This is a genomic window from Nitratireductor sp. GZWM139, from assembly GCF_030068685.1.
GTDB lineage: Bacteria > Pseudomonadota > Alphaproteobacteria > Rhizobiales > Rhizobiaceae > Nitratireductor > Nitratireductor aquimarinus.
Genome location: NZ_JAMQML010000015.1, coordinates 51,188 through 67,671, shown reverse-complemented (window position 1 = coordinate 67,671; position 16,484 = coordinate 51,188). Strand labels below are relative to the sequence as shown.

The window sequence follows — 16,484 nt, the reverse complement described above, 5'->3', positions numbered from 1 at the left end:
AGACCCCAAATAGGAACTGTAGCGATGGGTTGACCGGCCGAAACCGGCAGCACACCGCCGCAGACTCTCTACATTGCTAACCCTCTCAAGGAGGTTCTGATGTCACACTACACGGTGGGCGTTGGTTCCAGCCCTGAAATGCAGCGCTATGCGCGGCAGGCGAACAAGGCCCGTTCGGCGGTCCTCAAGCATGCCCTGACCGCAATTGGCACGCGTATCGGGCACATCTGGCGCAAGCCCACGGGCACGCCGCCGATTGGTGGAGCGGATCCGGTTTGAGACTGCCAGAGCAGAGCGCCGAACCGCTTTTGGAACACGACGAATAAGGGCCGGTCCCGATGGCGGGAACCGGCCCTTATTGCATTCAGACACAGAACGCTTCGCTTGGGACACAACCGCCCGGCCGCAGGCCGCTACACCACCATGACTGGACAACCGGCCAGACTGGTGACCTTGTGCGACACACTGCCCAGCAGATAGCCCTCCAGATCGCCCAGACCACGGCTGCCAAGCACGATCAGATCCACCTCGCGTTCCTTTGCGAACTTGACGATGGTGCGCGCCGGCTGGCCGTTCTTCACGAAGGCGCGGGGGTTTTCCGCCCCCATCTGCAATGCGGCCTTCTTGGCCGCATCGGCGATCTCCTTGGCGTGCTCCCGCATCACGTCATCGATGTTCTGCGGATCATCGGGCCGCACCATCGACATGGACGCCTCAAGCAGGCTGTGATGCCGGAAAACGGTGAGCGTCATCAGCTCGGCGCCCGTGGTCTTCTGCATCTGAACGCCCATCTCGAGTGCCTTCAGCGCGTTTTCCGAACCGTCGACGGGTACAAGTATTCTCTTGAACATGACGCGTCTCCTAATCGAATGCCAGGCTGGGCAGGAACAGGGCGATCTGCGGGATGAAGATCAGCGCCACCGACACGCCAAGCAAGATGAGCGTGAATGGCGGGATGCCGCGGATCACGTCCATATAGGGCCGCTTGAAGATGGCGATGGCCGTGAAGATGTCACACCCGAATGGCGGCGTGGCAGAGCCGATGGCCACCTGCAGCGTGATGATCGTGCCGACCAGAACCTTGTCGAGACCGACCGAATCCACCACCGGCGCGAAGATCGGCACCAGAACGAGAATCACCACGATCGGGTCCACGAACATGCAGCCGACGAAGAACGAGATCGAAATGACCGCGAGGACCATTTTCGGCCCCATCTCGTCAATGCCGATTGCGCCGAGGATCTCCTGCGGGATCTGGGCAAAGGAGATGACCCAGGAAAAGGCCGTGCCCGCTGCGACCAGAATGAACACCACCGCGGTGATGAGGCCGGTCGACTTGGAGATCTTGTAGATGTCGGCAATGGAAAGCGACCGGAAGATCACCAGCTCCAGGAACAGCGCATAGGCCACACAGATGGCCGCGGCCTCGGTGGGGCTGACGATGCCGCCATAAATGCCGCCAACGATGATGACCGGGAAGAACAGCGGCCAGATGGCCGCCCGAACGGCTGCGACCCGCTCGCCCCACGGCGCTTTTGGTTCCGTCGGCACGCCCTTGATGGTCGCGTAGACGATGCAATAGGCGGAGAACAGGACCAGAAGCAGAAGGCCCGGCCCGATGCCGGCGATGAAGAGTTCTGCAATCGAGGTCTTGGAGACGACGCCATAGATGATCATGCCGATGGATGGCGGGATCAGGAAGGCGATGTCACTGGCATTGATGATCAGCGCCAGAACGAAGGAATCATTGTAGCCGGCCTTGAGCATGCGCGGACGCAGCGGCGAACCGACGGCAACGACCGTGGCCTGCGTCGAACCGGACACCGCGCCAAACAGCGTACAGGCGGTGGCGGTGGAGACGGCCAAGCCGCCCTTGATGTGGCCGATGAACTTCATGACCATGTCGATCAGACGGTCGGCCGACTGGCCACGGGTCATGATGTCTGCGGCGAGGATGAACATGGGCACGGCGATCAGCGACGCCGGGCGAATGCCGGCCAGCATCTGCTGAACCATGAAGTCCATGCGGTCGAAACCGCCGAACAGGCCATAGAAGCCGTAGCCCGCGCCCAGAATGAGCGGAATCATCATCGGGAAGCCGAAGAGCAGCAACACGATCATGATGGTGGAGATTTTGAGTGTCATGGTCGCTGGCCCCGGTCAGATCTCGATTTCGTCTTCTTCGTATCCCTCCAGAACATGCGTGGAGAGATAGATGTCCTTCTGGACGACGTTCTTCAGCGCGGTGAGCGCGTACTGCACACCGGTGATGAAGAAGCCGACAGGGACCCAGAGATAGATCCAGTAAACGGGGATCTGCATGGCCGGCAGGATGCGACCGGACTTGGCCACCTTGCCGATGTAACCAATCGCGAAATAGCAGAGCGCGAACATGGTCAGCGCGGTGATGACCGTGATGACGATCATCAGCACCTTGCGCGTCTTGGGCGGCAGGGCGTCGTAAAGAGCGGACATGCGGATGTGGCGCCCGTGACGCGCGGCATAGCCGATGCCGGCGAAGGTGATGAGAATGATGAGGATGCTGTTGAGCTCCTCGGAGAAAAAGATTGTGTGGCCGATGCCCCGGCTGACCACATTGGCGATGGTGTTGAGCGCCATGAGCATGACGCCGAGCGCGAGCATCACCGACTCGATGCGGCTGATGGCATTGTCGAACATGCCGATCACACCGGGCAGTGTGGATTCGTATGTTTCGCTGTGCTGTTCAGATGTTTCGTCGTCACTGCCCATCTTCATTCCCCTCAGTGAGATGACGGAACCCCGCGACCCAAAAGGGGCCGCAGGGCTCTTCTTGTTTTTGCTGCGGGCAGCGGGCTACTGCGTCGCGGCCTTCAGGTCTTCCTTCATCTGGTCAAGAATCTTCTTGCCGCTGTCGCCGGTCATCTCGATGAACTTGGCCTCAACCTGCGCGGCGGCTTCCTTGAAGGGAGCGCGCTGCTCTTCGGTGAGATCGCTGATGGTCATCTCGGGCTTGGCTTCCTTGATCTTCGCAAGCGATTCCTCGCTCAGACCCTTCTGGTATTCGAGGATGTGCTCGAATGCTGCGGAAGACGCGTCCTGGACGAGCTTCTTCTCCTCGTCGCTCAGGCCATCATAGAATTCCTTGTTGGCCATCACAGCGGTGGTGAAGTTGTTGTGGCCGGTGAGCGTGATCGCGCCGGTCACTTCATACATCTTCGTGGACTCGACCCAGAACAGCGGGTTTTCCTGACCCTGAATGATGTTGGTCTGCAGGCCGCCATAGACCTCGCCCCAGGGAAGCGGCGTCGGCGTTGCGCCGAATGCCTTGTAGCTTTCCACCAGAAGCGGGTTGGTCATGACGCGGAACTTCACTTCGTTCAGGTCTTCCGGCTTCTCCACCGGGTCCTTGGTGTTCATCACCACTTCGCCCTCGGGGAACATGGTGAGAAGCTCGAGGCCCTGCTGAGCGTAGAGCTCCGGGAACATCTCGTTGATGGCCTTGGAGTTGCGGAAGAAGTCGCCCAATTCTTCGGACTTTGCCGGAAGCAGGTAAGGCACGAAGAAGACCTGCGCTTCGGGGATCAGCGCGCCGGTGAAGCCCGGGGACTGGTCAACGAACTGCAGGATGCCGGCCTGTGCCTGCTCCATGATGTCGGCAGACTCGCCAAGCGTGCCGAACGGGAAGAGCTGGACTTCGTGGTCCGAATTGGCCTCGATCTCTTCCTTGAACTTCTGGGCGTAGACGCCCTGAACGTCGGTCATCGCTTCTTCGAAAGCGTATTTCCAGGTGTCCGCCTGGGCAGCGGTTACACCGGCCGCAAAGATCGCGACGCCGGCGAGGCCTGCCTTTAAGCGGGTCTTGATGGAACGCATTCTGTTCTCCTCTGTCTTTGACGTACTTGGTTTAGGCAAAAAGGGAATCCGCGCCAGAAGCCGTTGTCGGCTAAAGGCAAATCGTATTCAGGCGAACGGCGTCAACTGGCTGGAAACCAGCCCGGTACGGTCGCAATTCCGCGCAAACGCGCTTTTGCCGGGAATCTACGACGGCGCTTTTTGCTGCGCCCGAGAAGCAGGGGGAAAGATGCGGCGCTCATGATGACAGCGACGATATACGCCTGCTGCCAGCAGAACGAACGCAGATGGCCACACCGCAGGGGCATGGCCTCATCATTGTTCGCGCCGATCATTTGGGGTGCGCTCAAGCGCGCCTCCTTGCTCCCAGTCGTCGTTCGACCCGGCCAGCGTGAAACAGACGCACGGCAGAGTCAATCGATTGTGCAATCGATTGTTTCCATTAGCAGAAGCGACGGCGGGAGATAAAGTTCCCGAAAAATCGGAAACTTTATATTTGCGGCTGTAATTGAGGGGAGTGAAAACCGATGACGGGCTGCCCGCAATCCTGCGGACAGCCCTGTTTTATACTATGCGCGGGCTGCTGCCTGGCGATGCAAGACTTCCCTGAGATTGAACGCTGCTTCCATCAGGTCCTTCGTGTAATCGCTCTGTGGATTATCGAAGACGTCGCTGGTGAGCCCCTCTTCCACGACCTGGCCCGAACGCATCACGATGGCGTAGTCGGACAGCGCCTTCACCACGGACAGGTCGTGGCTGATGAAGATGAAGGACAGATTGTGGCTTTCCTGGATGCGCCTGAGCAGGGTGATGATCTGCTTCTGCACCGAACGGTCAAGCGCCGAGGTCGGTTCGTCCAGCACGATCACGGTGGGCTTGAGGATCACCGCGCGGGCGATGGCGATGCGCTGGCGCTGACCGCCCGAAAACTCGTGCGGGAAGCGGTTGCGCATGGACGGGTCGAGCCCGACTTCCTCCAGCGCCTGAATGGCCCGTTTGTCGCGCTCGCGCGCGGACAGTTGCGGCTCATGAACGAGCAGCCCCTCGGTGATGATCTCGCCCACCGTCATGCGCGGGCTGAGCGAGCCATAGGGGTCCTGGAACACCATTTGCAGATTGCGCCGGAAGGGCCGCATGGCCGCCCGGTCAAACCCCTGAATGGACGTGCCCTGATAGACCACCCGCCCCTCGGACGGCAGAAGCTGCAGGAGCGCGCGGCCGAGCGTGGACTTGCCCGACCCCGATTCGCCGACAATGCCGATGGTCTGGCCGGCGCGCAGCGTCAGCCCGACATTCTGCACGGCCTTCACCTCGTAGCCCGGGCCGGACAGGAATCCGCCCTTCACGACGAAGGTTACGCAGACATCCTTCGCATCGAGCAGGATGGGCTGGTCGTTGCCGACCGGAGGCTTGTGCCCTTCCGGCTCCGCCGCCAGCAGCATTCTGGTGTAGTCCTCCTGCGGCCGCTCGAAAATGTTTGCAGTCTCGCCCGTCTCCACCACGAGCCCCTTCTGCATCACATAGACCCGGTCGGCAAAAGCTTCGACGATGCCGAGATCATGCGTGATGAAGAGAATGGCCATGCCGAGCTTTTTCTGCAGTTCGGCCAGCAGGCCGAGGATCTCGGCCTGAATGGTCACATCGAGCGCCGTGGTCGGTTCGTCGGCGATCAACAGGTCCGGATCGTTGGCGAGCGCCATGGCGATCATCACGCGCTGACGCTGGCCACCGGACATTTCGTGCGGATAGGATTTCATCCGTCGCTCGGGATCGGGAATGTGGACGAGCTTGAGAAGCTCCAGCGCGCGCTTGCGCGCCGCCCCGGCCGAAAGCCCGCCATGAACCCGGATCGGCTCACAGATCTGCCGCTCGATCGTGTAGAGCGGATCAAGCGAGGTCATTGGCTCCTGGAAGATCATGGTGACCTTCGCGCCGCGGATCTTGTTGAGCTTCGCGCGCGGCAGGCCGATGAGTTCCTGCCCGCGATAGCTGACGGAACCGGAGACGGAGCCGTTGGAAGCCAGAAGCCCCATCGACGCCATCATGATCTGGCTCTTGCCGGACCCCGATTCGCCCACGACGGCGACCGTTTCGCCGGCGTTCACATGCATGTCCACACCACGCACCGCCTCGACTGCGCCATCGGGCGTGTCGAAGGTGACGCGAATGTCGCTTATGTCGAAGATGCGTTCCTCGTTCTGCTGCTTCATGTCAGCGGTCCTTCGGATCGAGCGCATCGCGCAGGCCATCGCCCAGGAAGTTGAGCGCAAACAGGAGCGCGGTCAGCGCCAGCGACGGATAGAGCAGCATGTAGGCCGCCCCGCGCATGTTGCGCGCGCCCTCGGAGATCAGCACGCCCAGACTGGTCAGCGGCTCCTGCACGCCCAGGCCGAGGAAGGAGAGGAAGCTCTCCAGAAGAATGACCTTGGGCACCAGCAGCGTCATGTAGATGATCACCGGGCCGAGTGTGTTGGGGATGATGTGCCGCTTCAGGATGCCGCTTGAGCCGACACCCAGCGCCTCGGCCGCCTGCACGAACTCACGCCTTCTCAGCGCGATGGTCTGGCCACGCACGATACGCGCCATGTCCAGCCACTCGACCGCGCCGACGGCAATGAACATCAGGACCACGTTTCGCCCGAAGAACACCACCAGAAGGATGGCGAAGAAGGTGAAGGGCAGCGAGTACAGTATGTCGACGATGCGCATCATCACGTTGTCGATGCGCCCGCCCAGGAAGCCGGCGGTGGCTCCGTAGATCACGCCGATCAACAGCGCCACGCCCGTGGCGAGCGCGCCGATCATCAACGAAATGCGGATCGAGATCAGCACGCGTGCAAACAGGTCGCGCCCGTTTGCATCCGTGCCGAATATGAAACGCAGACGCTGGACGTCCGCCTCCATGATGATCGACTTGTTGTCGCCGGCCTGCTCGACCACACGGGCGTTCGAGAACAGATCCGAGCGGTCGAGATAGCGCGTCACGCGCGGATCGATCTCGCGGCTGGATGTTGCTTCGATCCGCACCCTGTCGCCATCAAGCTCGATGGAACTGGTTTCAAGCCGCGCCCGCGACAGGGCGGACTCGGCCAGCGGCACGATTTCTGCCTGACGCGGATAGGGCTCGAGGCTCGCTGGCACCTTCACGAAGTCCGAATAGACGCGCGCATAGGGATGCGGCGCCAGCATCGGCCCGAAGATGCCCGCGAACACGAACAGGATCAGAACGAACAGGCTGGCCATGGCTGCGCGGTTCTTGCGCAGCCGCATGAAAGCCGTTTCCCAGGCCGAACGGCTCTTGGTGGTCGGCAGCTCGCCCTCTGGCGGCATTGGGCCGGTGGCGATGTCAGTCATAACGCACTCTCGGATCCAGCGCCGCATAGAGGAGGTCGACGATCAGGTTGAAGACCACCACGAAGACGGCGATGATGATGACGGTGCCCATGACCAGCGTGTAATCGCGGTTCAGGGCGCCCTGGACAAAGTAACGGCCGATGCCCGGCAGGCCGAAGATGGTTTCCACCACCACGGACCCTGTCAGCAGCGCGGCAGCCGCAGGCCCGAGATAGGAAATCACCGGCAGACAGGCCGCCCGCAACGCATGCACGACCACGATCATGCGCGTCGGCAGGCCATAGGCCCGCGCCGTGCGCACATGGTCGGAACGCAACGCCTCGATCATGGAGCCGCGTATCAGGCGGGCGATGATGGCCACCTGCGGCAGGGCGAGCGTGATGACGGGCAGCACCATGGATTCAGGACTGCTCCAGCCGCCGGCCGGCAACAGGCTGAGCCAGACGCCGAAAATCAGCGACAGAAGCGGGGCGACGACGAAGTTCGGCACGGTGATGCCGAAAGTGGCGACCGCAATGACCGAATAGTCGACCCAGGAATTCTGGCGCAGCGCGGCAATACTGCCGAGCACACTACCGATCAGCAGCGCAACAAGCAGGGCCATGCCACCGAGCTGGATGGACACGGGCAGACCATTGCCGATCAATTGCTGAACGGAGAAATCACGATAGATGAAACTCGGACCCAGATCGCCACGGGCGAGGTTGCCGAGATAATAGAAATACTGTTCCCAAAGCGGCTTATCGAGGTGGAAAACGCGGTTGAGGTTTTCCAGGACCTTGGCCTCCAGCGTGCGCTCGCGGTCGAAGGGACCGCCCGGCGCCACCCGCATGAGGAAGAAGGCGAAGGTGACAATGAGGAACAGGGTCGGAATAGCGCCAAGAAGACGGCGCACGGCATAACCGAGCATCGCTACCAACTCTCATATGTGTTCGAAACCGCCCGGCCCACGAAGGGGCCGGGCGGAAAGATCGAACGCTGTTGTTACTCGCTGATGCTCATGAAGCGCGTCCCATGGACGTTCTGGATGTTGTCTTCCCAGCCATTGAGCTTGGGCGACACCAGAGACAGGGACGAGTAGAACAGAAGCGGGATGTAGGGCATGTCTGCCATGAACGTCGCTTCTGCCTCGCGCAGGATCTCGGCGCGCTTGACCAGATCGGTCTCGGCAGCGGCCTTGTCCATCAGTGCGTCATAGTCCGGGTTCTCATACTGGGCGTAGTTGAAGCCGGTGTTGTCGCTCTCGACCAGGAACAGGAAGTTCTGCGGGTCGGAGTAGTCGCCGATCCAGCCGGCGCGCGCCACGTCGAAATCCTTCTGGTCGCGCAGGTTCGCATAGTGAGCGGACAGGTCGCGGACATTGAATTCGACATTGACGCCGAGCGGCTTCCACATGTCGGCAATCGCAGTTGCCGTGTTCTTGTGGTTCTCGGAGTTGTTGTAGGCAAGCTCGACCGTGACCGGATTGTCCGGGCCGTAGCCGGCTTCCGTCATCAGCTCGATGGCCTTGTCTTCGCGATCGAGCAGGGACATGTCGGCCCACTCGGCCGGCGAACCGCCGCCTTCATAATTGCCGATGCCGGGCGGAACCAGCGAATAGGCGGGCAGCATCGCGCCGGCCCAGATCTCGTCGCCCAGGAATTCGCGGTCGATGACCATGGCGAGCGCCTGCCGCACCTTCGGGTCCGACATGACATCGCGCTTCATGTTGAGCGAGTAATAGTAGGTGCCGAGATAGGGCGAAATGCGAACCTGATCGCCCAGACGCTCCTTCATGGACTTGATCTGCTCGGTCGGAAGATCGGAGCAGCTTTGAACCTCGCCGGCCTCGAAGCGGCGCACGCAGGTCGCGCGGTCTTCGAACGGAATGTACTCGATCGTGTCGATCTGGACATTGTCGGCGTCATGGAAGTTCTCGTTCTTCTCCATGACGATCTTGTCGCCCGGCGTGAAGGAAACGAGCTTGTAGGCGCCGTTGGTGACGATGTTTTCGGGCTGCACGAAATCCGTGCCATGCGCCTCGACGGCCTTCGGGTTCACCGGCAGGCCGGTCTGGTGCGTGAGAAGCTCCAGGAAGAACGGGGTCGGCTGCTCGAGCGTAATCTCAAGCGTGCGATCATCGACGGCTTTCACGCCCATCTGATCGGCTTCCATCTCACCCTTGTTGATCGCCTCGGCGTTCTTGATCGGATAGAGGATGTTGGCGTATTTCGCGCCCGTGTCGGGCATCATGATACGGCGCAGCGAGAACACGAAATCCTCAGCCACCACCGGGTCGCCATTCGACCATTTTGCATCGTCGCGCAGGTTGAAGGTGTAGACGGTGCCATCATCGGACACGCTCCACTCCTCGGCCACACCCGGAATGATCTTGGCGTTGGCGTCATAGACGACCAGGCCTTCATAGAGATCGCGCATCAGGTGGGCTTCGGCAACAAGCGACGTCTTGTGCTGGTCCAGCGTTTCCGGATCGCCGTCATTGCCGCGTACATAGGTCACGGCGGACGCTGCCATCGCCGTCGAGACCAGAATCGTACCCGCGAGCAGCGGCCGTACCAGGGATTTCAACATTTTCCCTCACTCCCATTTTGCTTTCATATCATCCGACGAACGGATGAGAGACGCGGCATTTGGCAACGAATTTCCGTATACGTCAAACGCTTTCGGGGAGGATTTCCTAAGGTTGCAAGAAATTCGCAGCAAACACCGATGGGATGCATTACCGCTGAGCGGAACACTGCGAGAGGCTCGACGGCTTTCGGGCAGAGGGCAAAAGATGCGTTTGGGGAGCAAGGCGTCTGGGCCTGAACTCACGCTGGGGCCGGGCCTCTGCCTGCGACATTTCATGCAGCCCGACGGACGGCTGTGACGGCCTGTGCGTCCACATCGCTCAAGGCCATATGTCGCAACACGCAACCTGATTGACTGTGCAAAAGCCGCGGAAGAAGAAGAAACTTCGGCTTGACCGGTTCTGTGTGTCTGAGATCAGAGAAAATTTGGTGGAGCCAAGGGGAGTCGAACCCCTGACCTCTTGAATGCCATTCAAGCGCTCTCCCAACTGAGCTATGGCCCCACACTCCGGCGATTTGGCCGGTCGCCGTCTCCGGCGAAGAGGTCCGGCCGGCCCGCTGGGCCAACCGTGTGGGCGGCTTCTAAACCCGCCCGGCGGGAAGATCAAGCCCCGTTTTTCGCCTGTGCGTCGATTTTAACGCTGGCTGGGGTTTTTCTTCCCGCAGGTGCTGAAAAATCAGCTTTCGTCTTCGTCGTCGCCAACGCCGATAATGTCTTTCATATCGTCGTCGTCGTCATCATCGTCCTCGTCGAGGAACGTGTCGTCATCATCGTCGCCGAGATCGACATCATCGTCGTCGTCATCGTCGTCGAGATCCGGGATTTCCGACTTCTTGCTGGAGGTCGCCTCATCATCGGCATCCTCGAGCGAAACCACTTCGGGGCCTTCGCCCTCGCCATCCACTTCCTTCTCTTCCACTTCCTCTTCTTCTTCCACGGAAGTGTCGGAGACAGCTTCAAAGAAGCTGCGCGGATAGGTCTGCCCCGTATAGGGCGACACGATCGGATCCTTGTTCAGATCGTAGAATTTACGGCCCGTCTCCGGGCAGATGCGTTTTGTTCCGAGTTCCGGTTTAGCCACCTTGCTGCCTCATCGTCTTGCGGTCGGCCCAGCCTGCGACGGCTCCATCGCGGCCGGCACCGGAAGCGCTTCCTGCCTACTTGAAAATTTTGGTCCCCATAACGGCAAGTCGAGCACCTGTCAAAGCTTAATGCGAACCCTGGATTATGCCTCTCCTGCGAAGGCGCACTCTCTTTACAACCCCGTCAGGGGCCATCCGTCAACCGGGGGATGACCAGCTATCGCCATCATGCTAGAGCCAGCTGTGAAAATCCTCGAATAATCTGCCGCCCGGCAGCATGCATATCGCCAAGGACCACGCAATGCACGATCATGAACCGCGCCCCATGAGCGCCAGCAAATCCGACGCCCTTTCCGGCCGGGCCCGGGTGCCCGGCGACAAGTCGATCTCGCACAGGGCGCTGATGTTTGGCGGCCTGGCTGCGGGCGAGACGCGCATCACCGGCCTTCTGGAAGGCGAAGACGTTCTGCGCACCGGCGAGGCCATGAAGGCCATGGGCGCGAAAATCGAAAAGCGCGGCGATGAATGGATCGCCATCGGCACGGGCAACGGCGCGCTGCTGGAACCCAAAGAGCCGCTCGACTTCGGCAATGCCGGCACCGGCGTGCGCCTGACCATGGGCCTTGTCGGCTCCTACGACATGACCACGCGCTTCATCGGCGACGCATCGCTTTCCAAGCGCCCGATGGGCCGCGTGTTCGATCCGCTGAAGGAAATGGGTCTGCAGGTCGTTTCCGCCGAGCCGGGCGACCGCCTGCCGATCACGCTGCGCGGCCCCAAGCACGCTGCCCCCATCAGCTACCGGGTGCCGATGCCGTCTGCACAGGTGAAATCCGCCGTGCTTCTGGCCGCGCTGAACACGCCCGGCGTGACCACCGTGATCGAACCCGTGGCGACCCGCGACCACACCGAAAAGATGCTGGCCGGCTTCGGCGCATCGCTGGAAGTGGAGACCGACGCCGACGGCGTGCGCCACATCCGCATCGAAGGCCAGCCGACGCTGACGGGCCAGACCATCGCCGTTCCGGGCGACCCGTCCTCGGCCGCTTTCCCGCTGGTGGCGGCGCTGATCGTGCCGGGCTCAGACGTGGTCATCGAAAACATGTTGATGAACCCGACCCGCACCGGCCTCGTGACCACGCTGATCGAGATGGGCGCGAATATCGAGATTCTCGACCGCCGCAATGAGGGCGGCGAAGACGTGGCGGATCTGCGCGTGCGCGGCTCCGAACTGAAGGGCGTGACCGTGCCCGAAGACCGCGCGCCGTCGATGATCGATGAATACCCGGTGCTCGCCGTGGCAGCCTGCTTTGCCGAGGGCGACACGCTGATGCAGGGGCTGGAAGAGCTGCGCGTCAAGGAATCCGACCGGCTTTCCGCCGTTGCCGATGGCCTCAAGGCCAATGGCGTCGACTGCGAAGAAGGCGAAGCAACCCTGCGCGTGACGGGCCGCCCCGGCGGCAAGGGCCTTGGCGGCGGAACGGTCAAGACGCATCTCGACCACCGCATCGCCATGAGCTTCCTCGTGATGGGCCTGGCGAGCGAAAAGCCGGTGACCATCGACGACCAGGCGATGATCGCAACCAGCTTCCCCGACTTCACCGCCCTGATGACGCGACTGGGTGCAAAGCTGGACTGACACGAAAAACCTGCACGGGAGGAAACGGCATGAGCACCGGGAAAACAGCCATGATTGTCGGCGGCGGCAGCGGCATGGGCGCTGCTGCAGCCCGCAAGCTGGCCGAAAACGGCTATCAGGTCGCCGTCATGTCGTCCTCCGGCAAGGGTGAGGCGCTGGGCAGGGAACTGGGCGGGCTGGGCTTCACCGGCTCCAACCTTTCCACGGATGACCTCAAGCGCTTCACCGACGCGACGATGGAGCGCTTCGGCCGCATCGATGCGCTGGTGAATGGCGCTGGCCATGGCCCCAAGGGCGACGTGCTGGCGCTTTCGGACGAGGACTGGCACACGGGCATGGATTTCTACCTGCTCAACGTGGTGCGGGCGACACGGCTCGTCACCCCGATCATGCAGGCGCAGAAATCGGGCTCGATCGTCAACATCTCCACCTACGCCACGTTCGAGCCGGAAGCCGCATTCCCCACATCGGGCGTGTTCCGGGCAGGGCTGGCGGCCTTCACCAAGCTCTTTTGCGACAAATATGCCGAAGACAATCTGCGCATGAACAACGTGCTGCCGGGTTTCATCGACTCGCTGCCCGAGAAGGAAGAACGGCGCTCGCGCATCCCCATGGGCCGCTACGGCTCCGCAGAAGAAGTTGCCGAACTCATCGCCTTCCTGGCCGGCGAGAAGTCGGGATACATCACCGGCCAGAACATACGCATCGACGGAGGCATAACGCGCTCGGTATGACGGGAATGCCAGACAAGTTCACCATCGCCATCGACGGCCCCGCCGCTTCCGGCAAGGGCACGCTCGCACGCCGGCTGGCCAGCCAGTATGGCCTGCACCATCTCGACACCGGCCTCACCTATCGCGGTGTGGCCAAGGCGTTGATCGACGCGGGCGAACCGCTGGACGATATGGCGATTGCCGAACGCGCGGCGCGCGCGCTCGATCTGGGCGCGCTCGACCGGGCGGTGCTTTCCGCCCACGGCATTGGCGAGGCCGCTTCGAAAGTGGCTGTGATGACGCCGGTGCGCACGGCGCTGGTGGACAAGCAGCGCGCCTTCGCCGCAACCCCGCCCGGCGCGGTGCTCGACGGCCGCGACATCGGCACGGTGGTATGCCCTGAAGCCGATGTGAAGCTCTATGTGATCGCGAGCCCCGAGGTGCGCGCCACCCGACGCTGGCGTGAAATCGAGGCCGGCGGTGGCACTGCCGACTATGCCCGGATCCTGGCCGATATCGAGCGGCGGGACGCCCGCGACATGGGTCGCGAGGACAGTCCTTTAAGGCCCGCGAACGATGCGCACTTGCTCGATACGAGCGAAATGGATATAGAGACGGCGTTTCAGGCTGCCTGCAAACTGGTGGATGCTAGGCTGGCGGCTCGAAAAGAAGACTGAGAAAAATCGTCTGCCACGCATTCTTTGCGCCGGATCTGCCGCTCAGGCGGCCATAGAGCGATCCGCTCGGATGCGTGGCTGGACAAACGCAACACGAACCACCGGCGCTTTGCCCCGTTTTGAAAAACAGGGCGTTTCAGGAGCATCAATGTCAGAATTCAATCCGTCTCGCGATGATTTCGCGAGCCTTCTCGAAGAATCCTTCAACGAACGCGACGCCGCTGAAGGCTCCGTCGTAAAGGGCATCGTCACCGCCATCGAAAAAGACATGGCGATCGTCGATGTCGGCCTCAAGGTCGAGGGCCGTGTCCCGCTGAAGGAATTCGGCGCGAAGGGCAAGGAAACGGACCTCAAGGTCGGCGACGAAGTTGAAGTCTATGTCGAGCGCATCGAGAACGCGCTTGGCGAGGCAATGCTGAGCCGCGAGAAAGCACGCCGCGAGGAAAGCTGGGTCAAGCTGGAAGCGAAGTTCAACGCCGGCGAGCGCGTCGAGGGCTTCATCTTCAACCAGGTCAAGGGCGGCTTCACCGTCGATCTGGACGGCGCCGTGGCCTTCCTGCCGCGTTCGCAGGTCGACATTCGTCCGATCCGCGACGTCACCCCGCTGATGCACACCCCGCAGCCCTTCGAAATCCTCAAGATGGACAAGCGCCGCGGCAACATCGTCGTGTCCCGCCGCACGGTTCTCGAAGAGAGCCGCGCCGAGCAGCGCTCCGAGATCGTCCAGAACCTCGAAGAGGGTCAGGTGGTCGAAGGCGTGGTCAAGAACATCACCGACTACGGTGCGTTCGTTGACCTGGGCGGTATCGACGGCCTGCTGCACGTCACCGACATGGCATGGCGTCGTGTCAACCATCCGACCGAGATCCTCAACATCGGTCAGACGGTCAAGGTGCAGATCATCCGCATCAACCAGGAAACCCACCGCATCTCGCTGGGCATGAAGCAGCTCGAAGCCGATCCGTGGGACGGCATCGGCGGCAAGTACCCGCTCGGCAAGAAGGTTCTGGGTCGCGTCACCAACATCACCGACTACGGTGCGTTTGTGGAGCTGGAGCCGGGCATCGAAGGCCTGATCCACGTTTCGGAAATGTCCTGGACGAAAAAGAACGTTCATCCGGGCAAGATCCTTTCCACCACGCAGGAAGTCGAAGTTGTCGTGCTGGAAGTGGATCCGGTGAAGCGCCGCATCTCGCTGGGCCTCAAGCAGACGCTCGAGAACCCGTGGGAGGCATTCGCCCGCAACCACACCGTCGGCTCCGTTGTCGAGGGCGAGGTCAAGAACAAGACCGAGTTCGGTCTGTTCATCGGCCTGGACGGCGACGTGGACGGCATGGTCCACCTTTCCGATCTCGACTGGAACCGTCCGGGCGAGCAGGTGATCGAAGAGTACAACCGCGGCGACGTGGTGAAGGCGCAGGTTCTCGACGTGGACGTCGACAAGGAGCGCATCTCTCTCGGCATCAAGCAGCTTGGTCATGACTCCATCGGCGAAGCCGCTGCTTCCGGCGAACTGCGCAAGGGCGCGGTTGTGACCTGTGAAGTGACCGGCGTGAAAGACGGCGGCCTCGAGGTTCTGCTGGTCGATCACGACGTCGAGAGCTTCATCAAGCGCTCCGACCTGTCGCGTGACCGTGCAGAGCAGCGCCCCGAGCGCTTCTCCGTCGGCCAGAAGGTGGACGCCCGCGTCACCGTCTTCGACAAGAAGACCCGTCGCATCAACGTCTCGATCAAGGCGCTGGAAATCGCCGAAGAGAAGGAAGCTGTCGCACAGTTCGGTTCCACCGACTCCGGCGCTTCGCTCGGCGACATTCTGGGCGCAGCCCTGAAGAAGCAGGGCGGCGACGAGTAATCGTCAGCCGATCAGGCCTGAAAACAAAGACCCCGCCGGAGCGATCCGGCGGGGTTTTTTAATGCCTGTCTTTTGAGATGAATCAGATTTCCTCAAAATCAAATACAGCACATAACGTAATCTATTTCTTAGAAATACCAAGTTGACCATATGGAAATTCGTATTATTTTAACGAATGCCTCTAACGACCCAGTAAAAATTAGAATTTTTCAAATCTATTATGAAAAATATGCTTAGCTTCTTACCTTTGGCATCCGAAACCTCATAACCCCACGACCACAAACGCAACCTACTCCTGCGCCTCAGACGCCGCCGGAGCTGCATTTGATACAGCCTTCGCCATCTGGCGACGCCTTCTTCTATGCAAATCAACGGGATCGCCGACGAATGGCAATATAGTTATTATTTAAGAGAGAAAATTATGATAAAAGCGATTCAGTTTGCCTTCGCATTGATTACAATTGCCGTTGCAAATTTTATAATCTACGAAGCGCTCCAGGATAAATGCATCCTACCCATAGTTCTAGGCGTGTCAAACGCCCTTGTGATAACGCACTTATCCCACCTTCAAAAGAAAATGAAATTCTTTACTTATAAATAGAAGCCGTGAACCGGCCATAATACCAGGAAACGCCCGATAACCTCCCTGCGCCATTCATGCAGGTCCTCGACAGGCTTGCGAGCGGATGGCCGCGGCCCTGAGCACCGCCGAACGCCCTTCCCTGGAATCCGGGCTGCACAGGGCGCCCGGACTGCCCGCCA

Annotated in this window: 15 protein-coding genes and 1 tRNA gene; 6 read left to right on the top strand and 10 right to left on the bottom strand. The window is 60.9% G+C overall.

The features are described from left to right. Nucleotides 1-99 precede the first annotated feature (99 nt). Complete coding sequence (locus tag NDI72_RS17420; protein WP_113153756.1) at nt 100-279, top strand: hypothetical protein; 180 nt, start codon at nt 100-102, stop codon at nt 277-279. Between the two features lie 134 nt (nt 280-413). Here the strand turns inward: NDI72_RS17420 and NDI72_RS17415 are convergent, their stop codons facing one another. The 4 genes from NDI72_RS17415 to NDI72_RS17400 form a co-directional block, all read right to left on the bottom strand. Beyond that, the gene (locus NDI72_RS17415; RefSeq protein ID WP_206546556.1) at nt 414-851 is read right to left on the bottom strand and encodes a universal stress protein; all 438 of its coding nucleotides are present in this window, start codon (nt 849-851) and stop codon (nt 414-416) included. Between the two features lie 10 nt (nt 852-861). After that, nucleotides 862-2,145, bottom strand: coding sequence for a TRAP transporter large permease (locus NDI72_RS17410; RefSeq protein ID WP_206546555.1), 1,284 nt, complete (start codon nt 2,143-2,145; stop codon nt 862-864). 15 nt (nt 2,146-2,160) lie between these two features. After that, on the bottom strand, nt 2,161-2,751 hold the full coding sequence (locus tag NDI72_RS17405; RefSeq protein WP_222474306.1) for a TRAP transporter small permease: 591 nt from the start codon (nt 2,749-2,751) through the stop codon (nt 2,161-2,163). An 84-nt stretch (nt 2,752-2,835) separates the two neighbouring features. Then, on the bottom strand, nt 2,836-3,855 hold the full coding sequence (locus NDI72_RS17400; protein WP_113153752.1) for a TRAP transporter substrate-binding protein: 1,020 nt from the start codon (nt 3,853-3,855) through the stop codon (nt 2,836-2,838). Here NDI72_RS17400 and NDI72_RS17395 point away from each other — a divergent pair. Further along, nucleotides 3,845-4,078, top strand: coding sequence for a hypothetical protein (locus NDI72_RS17395; protein WP_206549533.1), 234 nt, complete (start codon nt 3,845-3,847; stop codon nt 4,076-4,078). The genes NDI72_RS17400 and NDI72_RS17395 overlap by 11 nt on opposite strands. A gap of 325 nt (nt 4,079-4,403) precedes the next feature. Here the strand turns inward: NDI72_RS17395 and NDI72_RS17390 are convergent, their stop codons facing one another. The 6 genes from NDI72_RS17390 to NDI72_RS17365 all read right to left on the bottom strand — a co-directional run bounded on the left by NDI72_RS17390 (nt 4,404) and on the right by NDI72_RS17365 (nt 10,840). Beyond that, nucleotides 4,404-6,044 carry an ABC transporter ATP-binding protein gene (locus NDI72_RS17390; RefSeq protein ID WP_283801152.1) on the bottom strand — a complete coding sequence of 547 codons (1,641 nt, stop codon included), beginning with the start codon at nt 6,042-6,044 and terminating at the stop codon, nt 4,404-4,406. A gap of 1 nt (nt 6,045) precedes the next feature. After that, complete coding sequence (locus NDI72_RS17385) at nt 6,046-7,188, bottom strand: ABC transporter permease (RefSeq protein ID WP_206546553.1); 1,143 nt, start codon at nt 7,186-7,188, stop codon at nt 6,046-6,048. After that, nucleotides 7,181-8,098, bottom strand: a complete 918-nt coding sequence (gene oppB, locus NDI72_RS17380; protein WP_113153749.1) for an oligopeptide ABC transporter permease OppB — start codon at nt 8,096-8,098, stop codon at nt 7,181-7,183. Before oppB ends, NDI72_RS17385 begins: the two co-directional genes overlap by 8 nt. A 74-nt stretch (nt 8,099-8,172) precedes the next feature. Next, nucleotides 8,173-9,759, bottom strand: a complete 1,587-nt coding sequence (locus NDI72_RS17375) for a peptide ABC transporter substrate-binding protein (RefSeq protein WP_113153748.1) — start codon at nt 9,757-9,759, stop codon at nt 8,173-8,175. A 426-nt stretch (nt 9,760-10,185) separates the two neighbouring features. Then, nucleotides 10,186-10,261 (bottom strand) — tRNA-Ala (locus NDI72_RS17370). Between the two features lie 174 nt (nt 10,262-10,435). Next, the gene (locus NDI72_RS17365; protein ID WP_113153747.1) at nt 10,436-10,840 is read right to left on the bottom strand and encodes a TIGR02300 family protein; all 405 of its coding nucleotides are present in this window, start codon (nt 10,838-10,840) and stop codon (nt 10,436-10,438) included. Between the two features lie 302 nt (nt 10,841-11,142). On the opposite strand from NDI72_RS17365, the gene aroA reads away from it, so the two are divergent. From aroA to rpsA, 4 genes are all read left to right on the top strand, one after another. Next, complete coding sequence (gene aroA, locus NDI72_RS17360) at nt 11,143-12,480, top strand: 3-phosphoshikimate 1-carboxyvinyltransferase (protein WP_283801148.1); 1,338 nt, start codon at nt 11,143-11,145, stop codon at nt 12,478-12,480. Between the two features lie 29 nt (nt 12,481-12,509). Continuing rightward, nucleotides 12,510-13,214 carry an SDR family oxidoreductase gene (locus tag NDI72_RS17355; protein ID WP_206995759.1) on the top strand — a complete coding sequence of 235 codons (705 nt, stop codon included), beginning with the start codon at nt 12,510-12,512 and terminating at the stop codon, nt 13,212-13,214. Nucleotides 13,215-13,219: 5 nt separating this feature from the next. Further along, nucleotides 13,220-13,870: a (d)CMP kinase gene (cmk, locus tag NDI72_RS17350; RefSeq protein ID WP_283801146.1), complete on the top strand. Its 651-nt coding sequence runs from the start codon at nt 13,220-13,222 to the stop codon at nt 13,868-13,870. A 148-nt stretch (nt 13,871-14,018) separates the two neighbouring features. Continuing rightward, nucleotides 14,019-15,722, top strand: a complete 1,704-nt coding sequence (gene rpsA / locus NDI72_RS17345) for a 30S ribosomal protein S1 (protein ID WP_283801144.1) — start codon at nt 14,019-14,021, stop codon at nt 15,720-15,722. Nucleotides 15,723-16,484 lie beyond the last annotated feature (762 nt).

Coding starts and splice junctions, on each gene's coding strand:
- NDI72_RS17415 (WP_206546556.1), bottom strand. CDS start 851: ATGTTCAAGAGAATACTTGTACCCGTCGACGGTTCGGAAAACGCGCTG.
- aroA (WP_283801148.1), top strand. CDS start 11,143: ATGCACGATCATGAACCGCGCCCCATGAGCGCCAGCAAATCCGACGCC.
- NDI72_RS17410 (WP_206546555.1), bottom strand. CDS start 2,145: ATGACACTCAAAATCTCCACCATCATGATCGTGTTGCTGCTCTTCGGC.
- NDI72_RS17420 (WP_113153756.1), top strand. CDS start 100: ATGTCACACTACACGGTGGGCGTTGGTTCCAGCCCTGAAATGCAGCGC.
- NDI72_RS17405 (WP_222474306.1), bottom strand. CDS start 2,751: ATGGGCAGTGACGACGAAACATCTGAACAGCACAGCGAAACATACGAA.
- NDI72_RS17375 (WP_113153748.1), bottom strand. CDS start 9,759: ATGTTGAAATCCCTGGTACGGCCGCTGCTCGCGGGTACGATTCTGGTC.
- NDI72_RS17355 (WP_206995759.1), top strand. CDS start 12,510: ATGAGCACCGGGAAAACAGCCATGATTGTCGGCGGCGGCAGCGGCATG.
- NDI72_RS17390 (WP_283801152.1), bottom strand. CDS start 6,044: ATGAAGCAGCAGAACGAGGAACGCATCTTCGACATAAGCGACATTCGC.
- cmk (WP_283801146.1), top strand. CDS start 13,220: ATGCCAGACAAGTTCACCATCGCCATCGACGGCCCCGCCGCTTCCGGC.
- NDI72_RS17395 (WP_206549533.1), top strand. CDS start 3,845: ATGGAACGCATTCTGTTCTCCTCTGTCTTTGACGTACTTGGTTTAGGC.
- NDI72_RS17385 (WP_206546553.1), bottom strand. CDS start 7,188: ATGACTGACATCGCCACCGGCCCAATGCCGCCAGAGGGCGAGCTGCCG.
- oppB (WP_113153749.1), bottom strand. CDS start 8,098: ATGCTCGGTTATGCCGTGCGCCGTCTTCTTGGCGCTATTCCGACCCTG.
- NDI72_RS17400 (WP_113153752.1), bottom strand. CDS start 3,855: ATGCGTTCCATCAAGACCCGCTTAAAGGCAGGCCTCGCCGGCGTCGCG.
- rpsA (WP_283801144.1), top strand. CDS start 14,019: ATGTCAGAATTCAATCCGTCTCGCGATGATTTCGCGAGCCTTCTCGAA.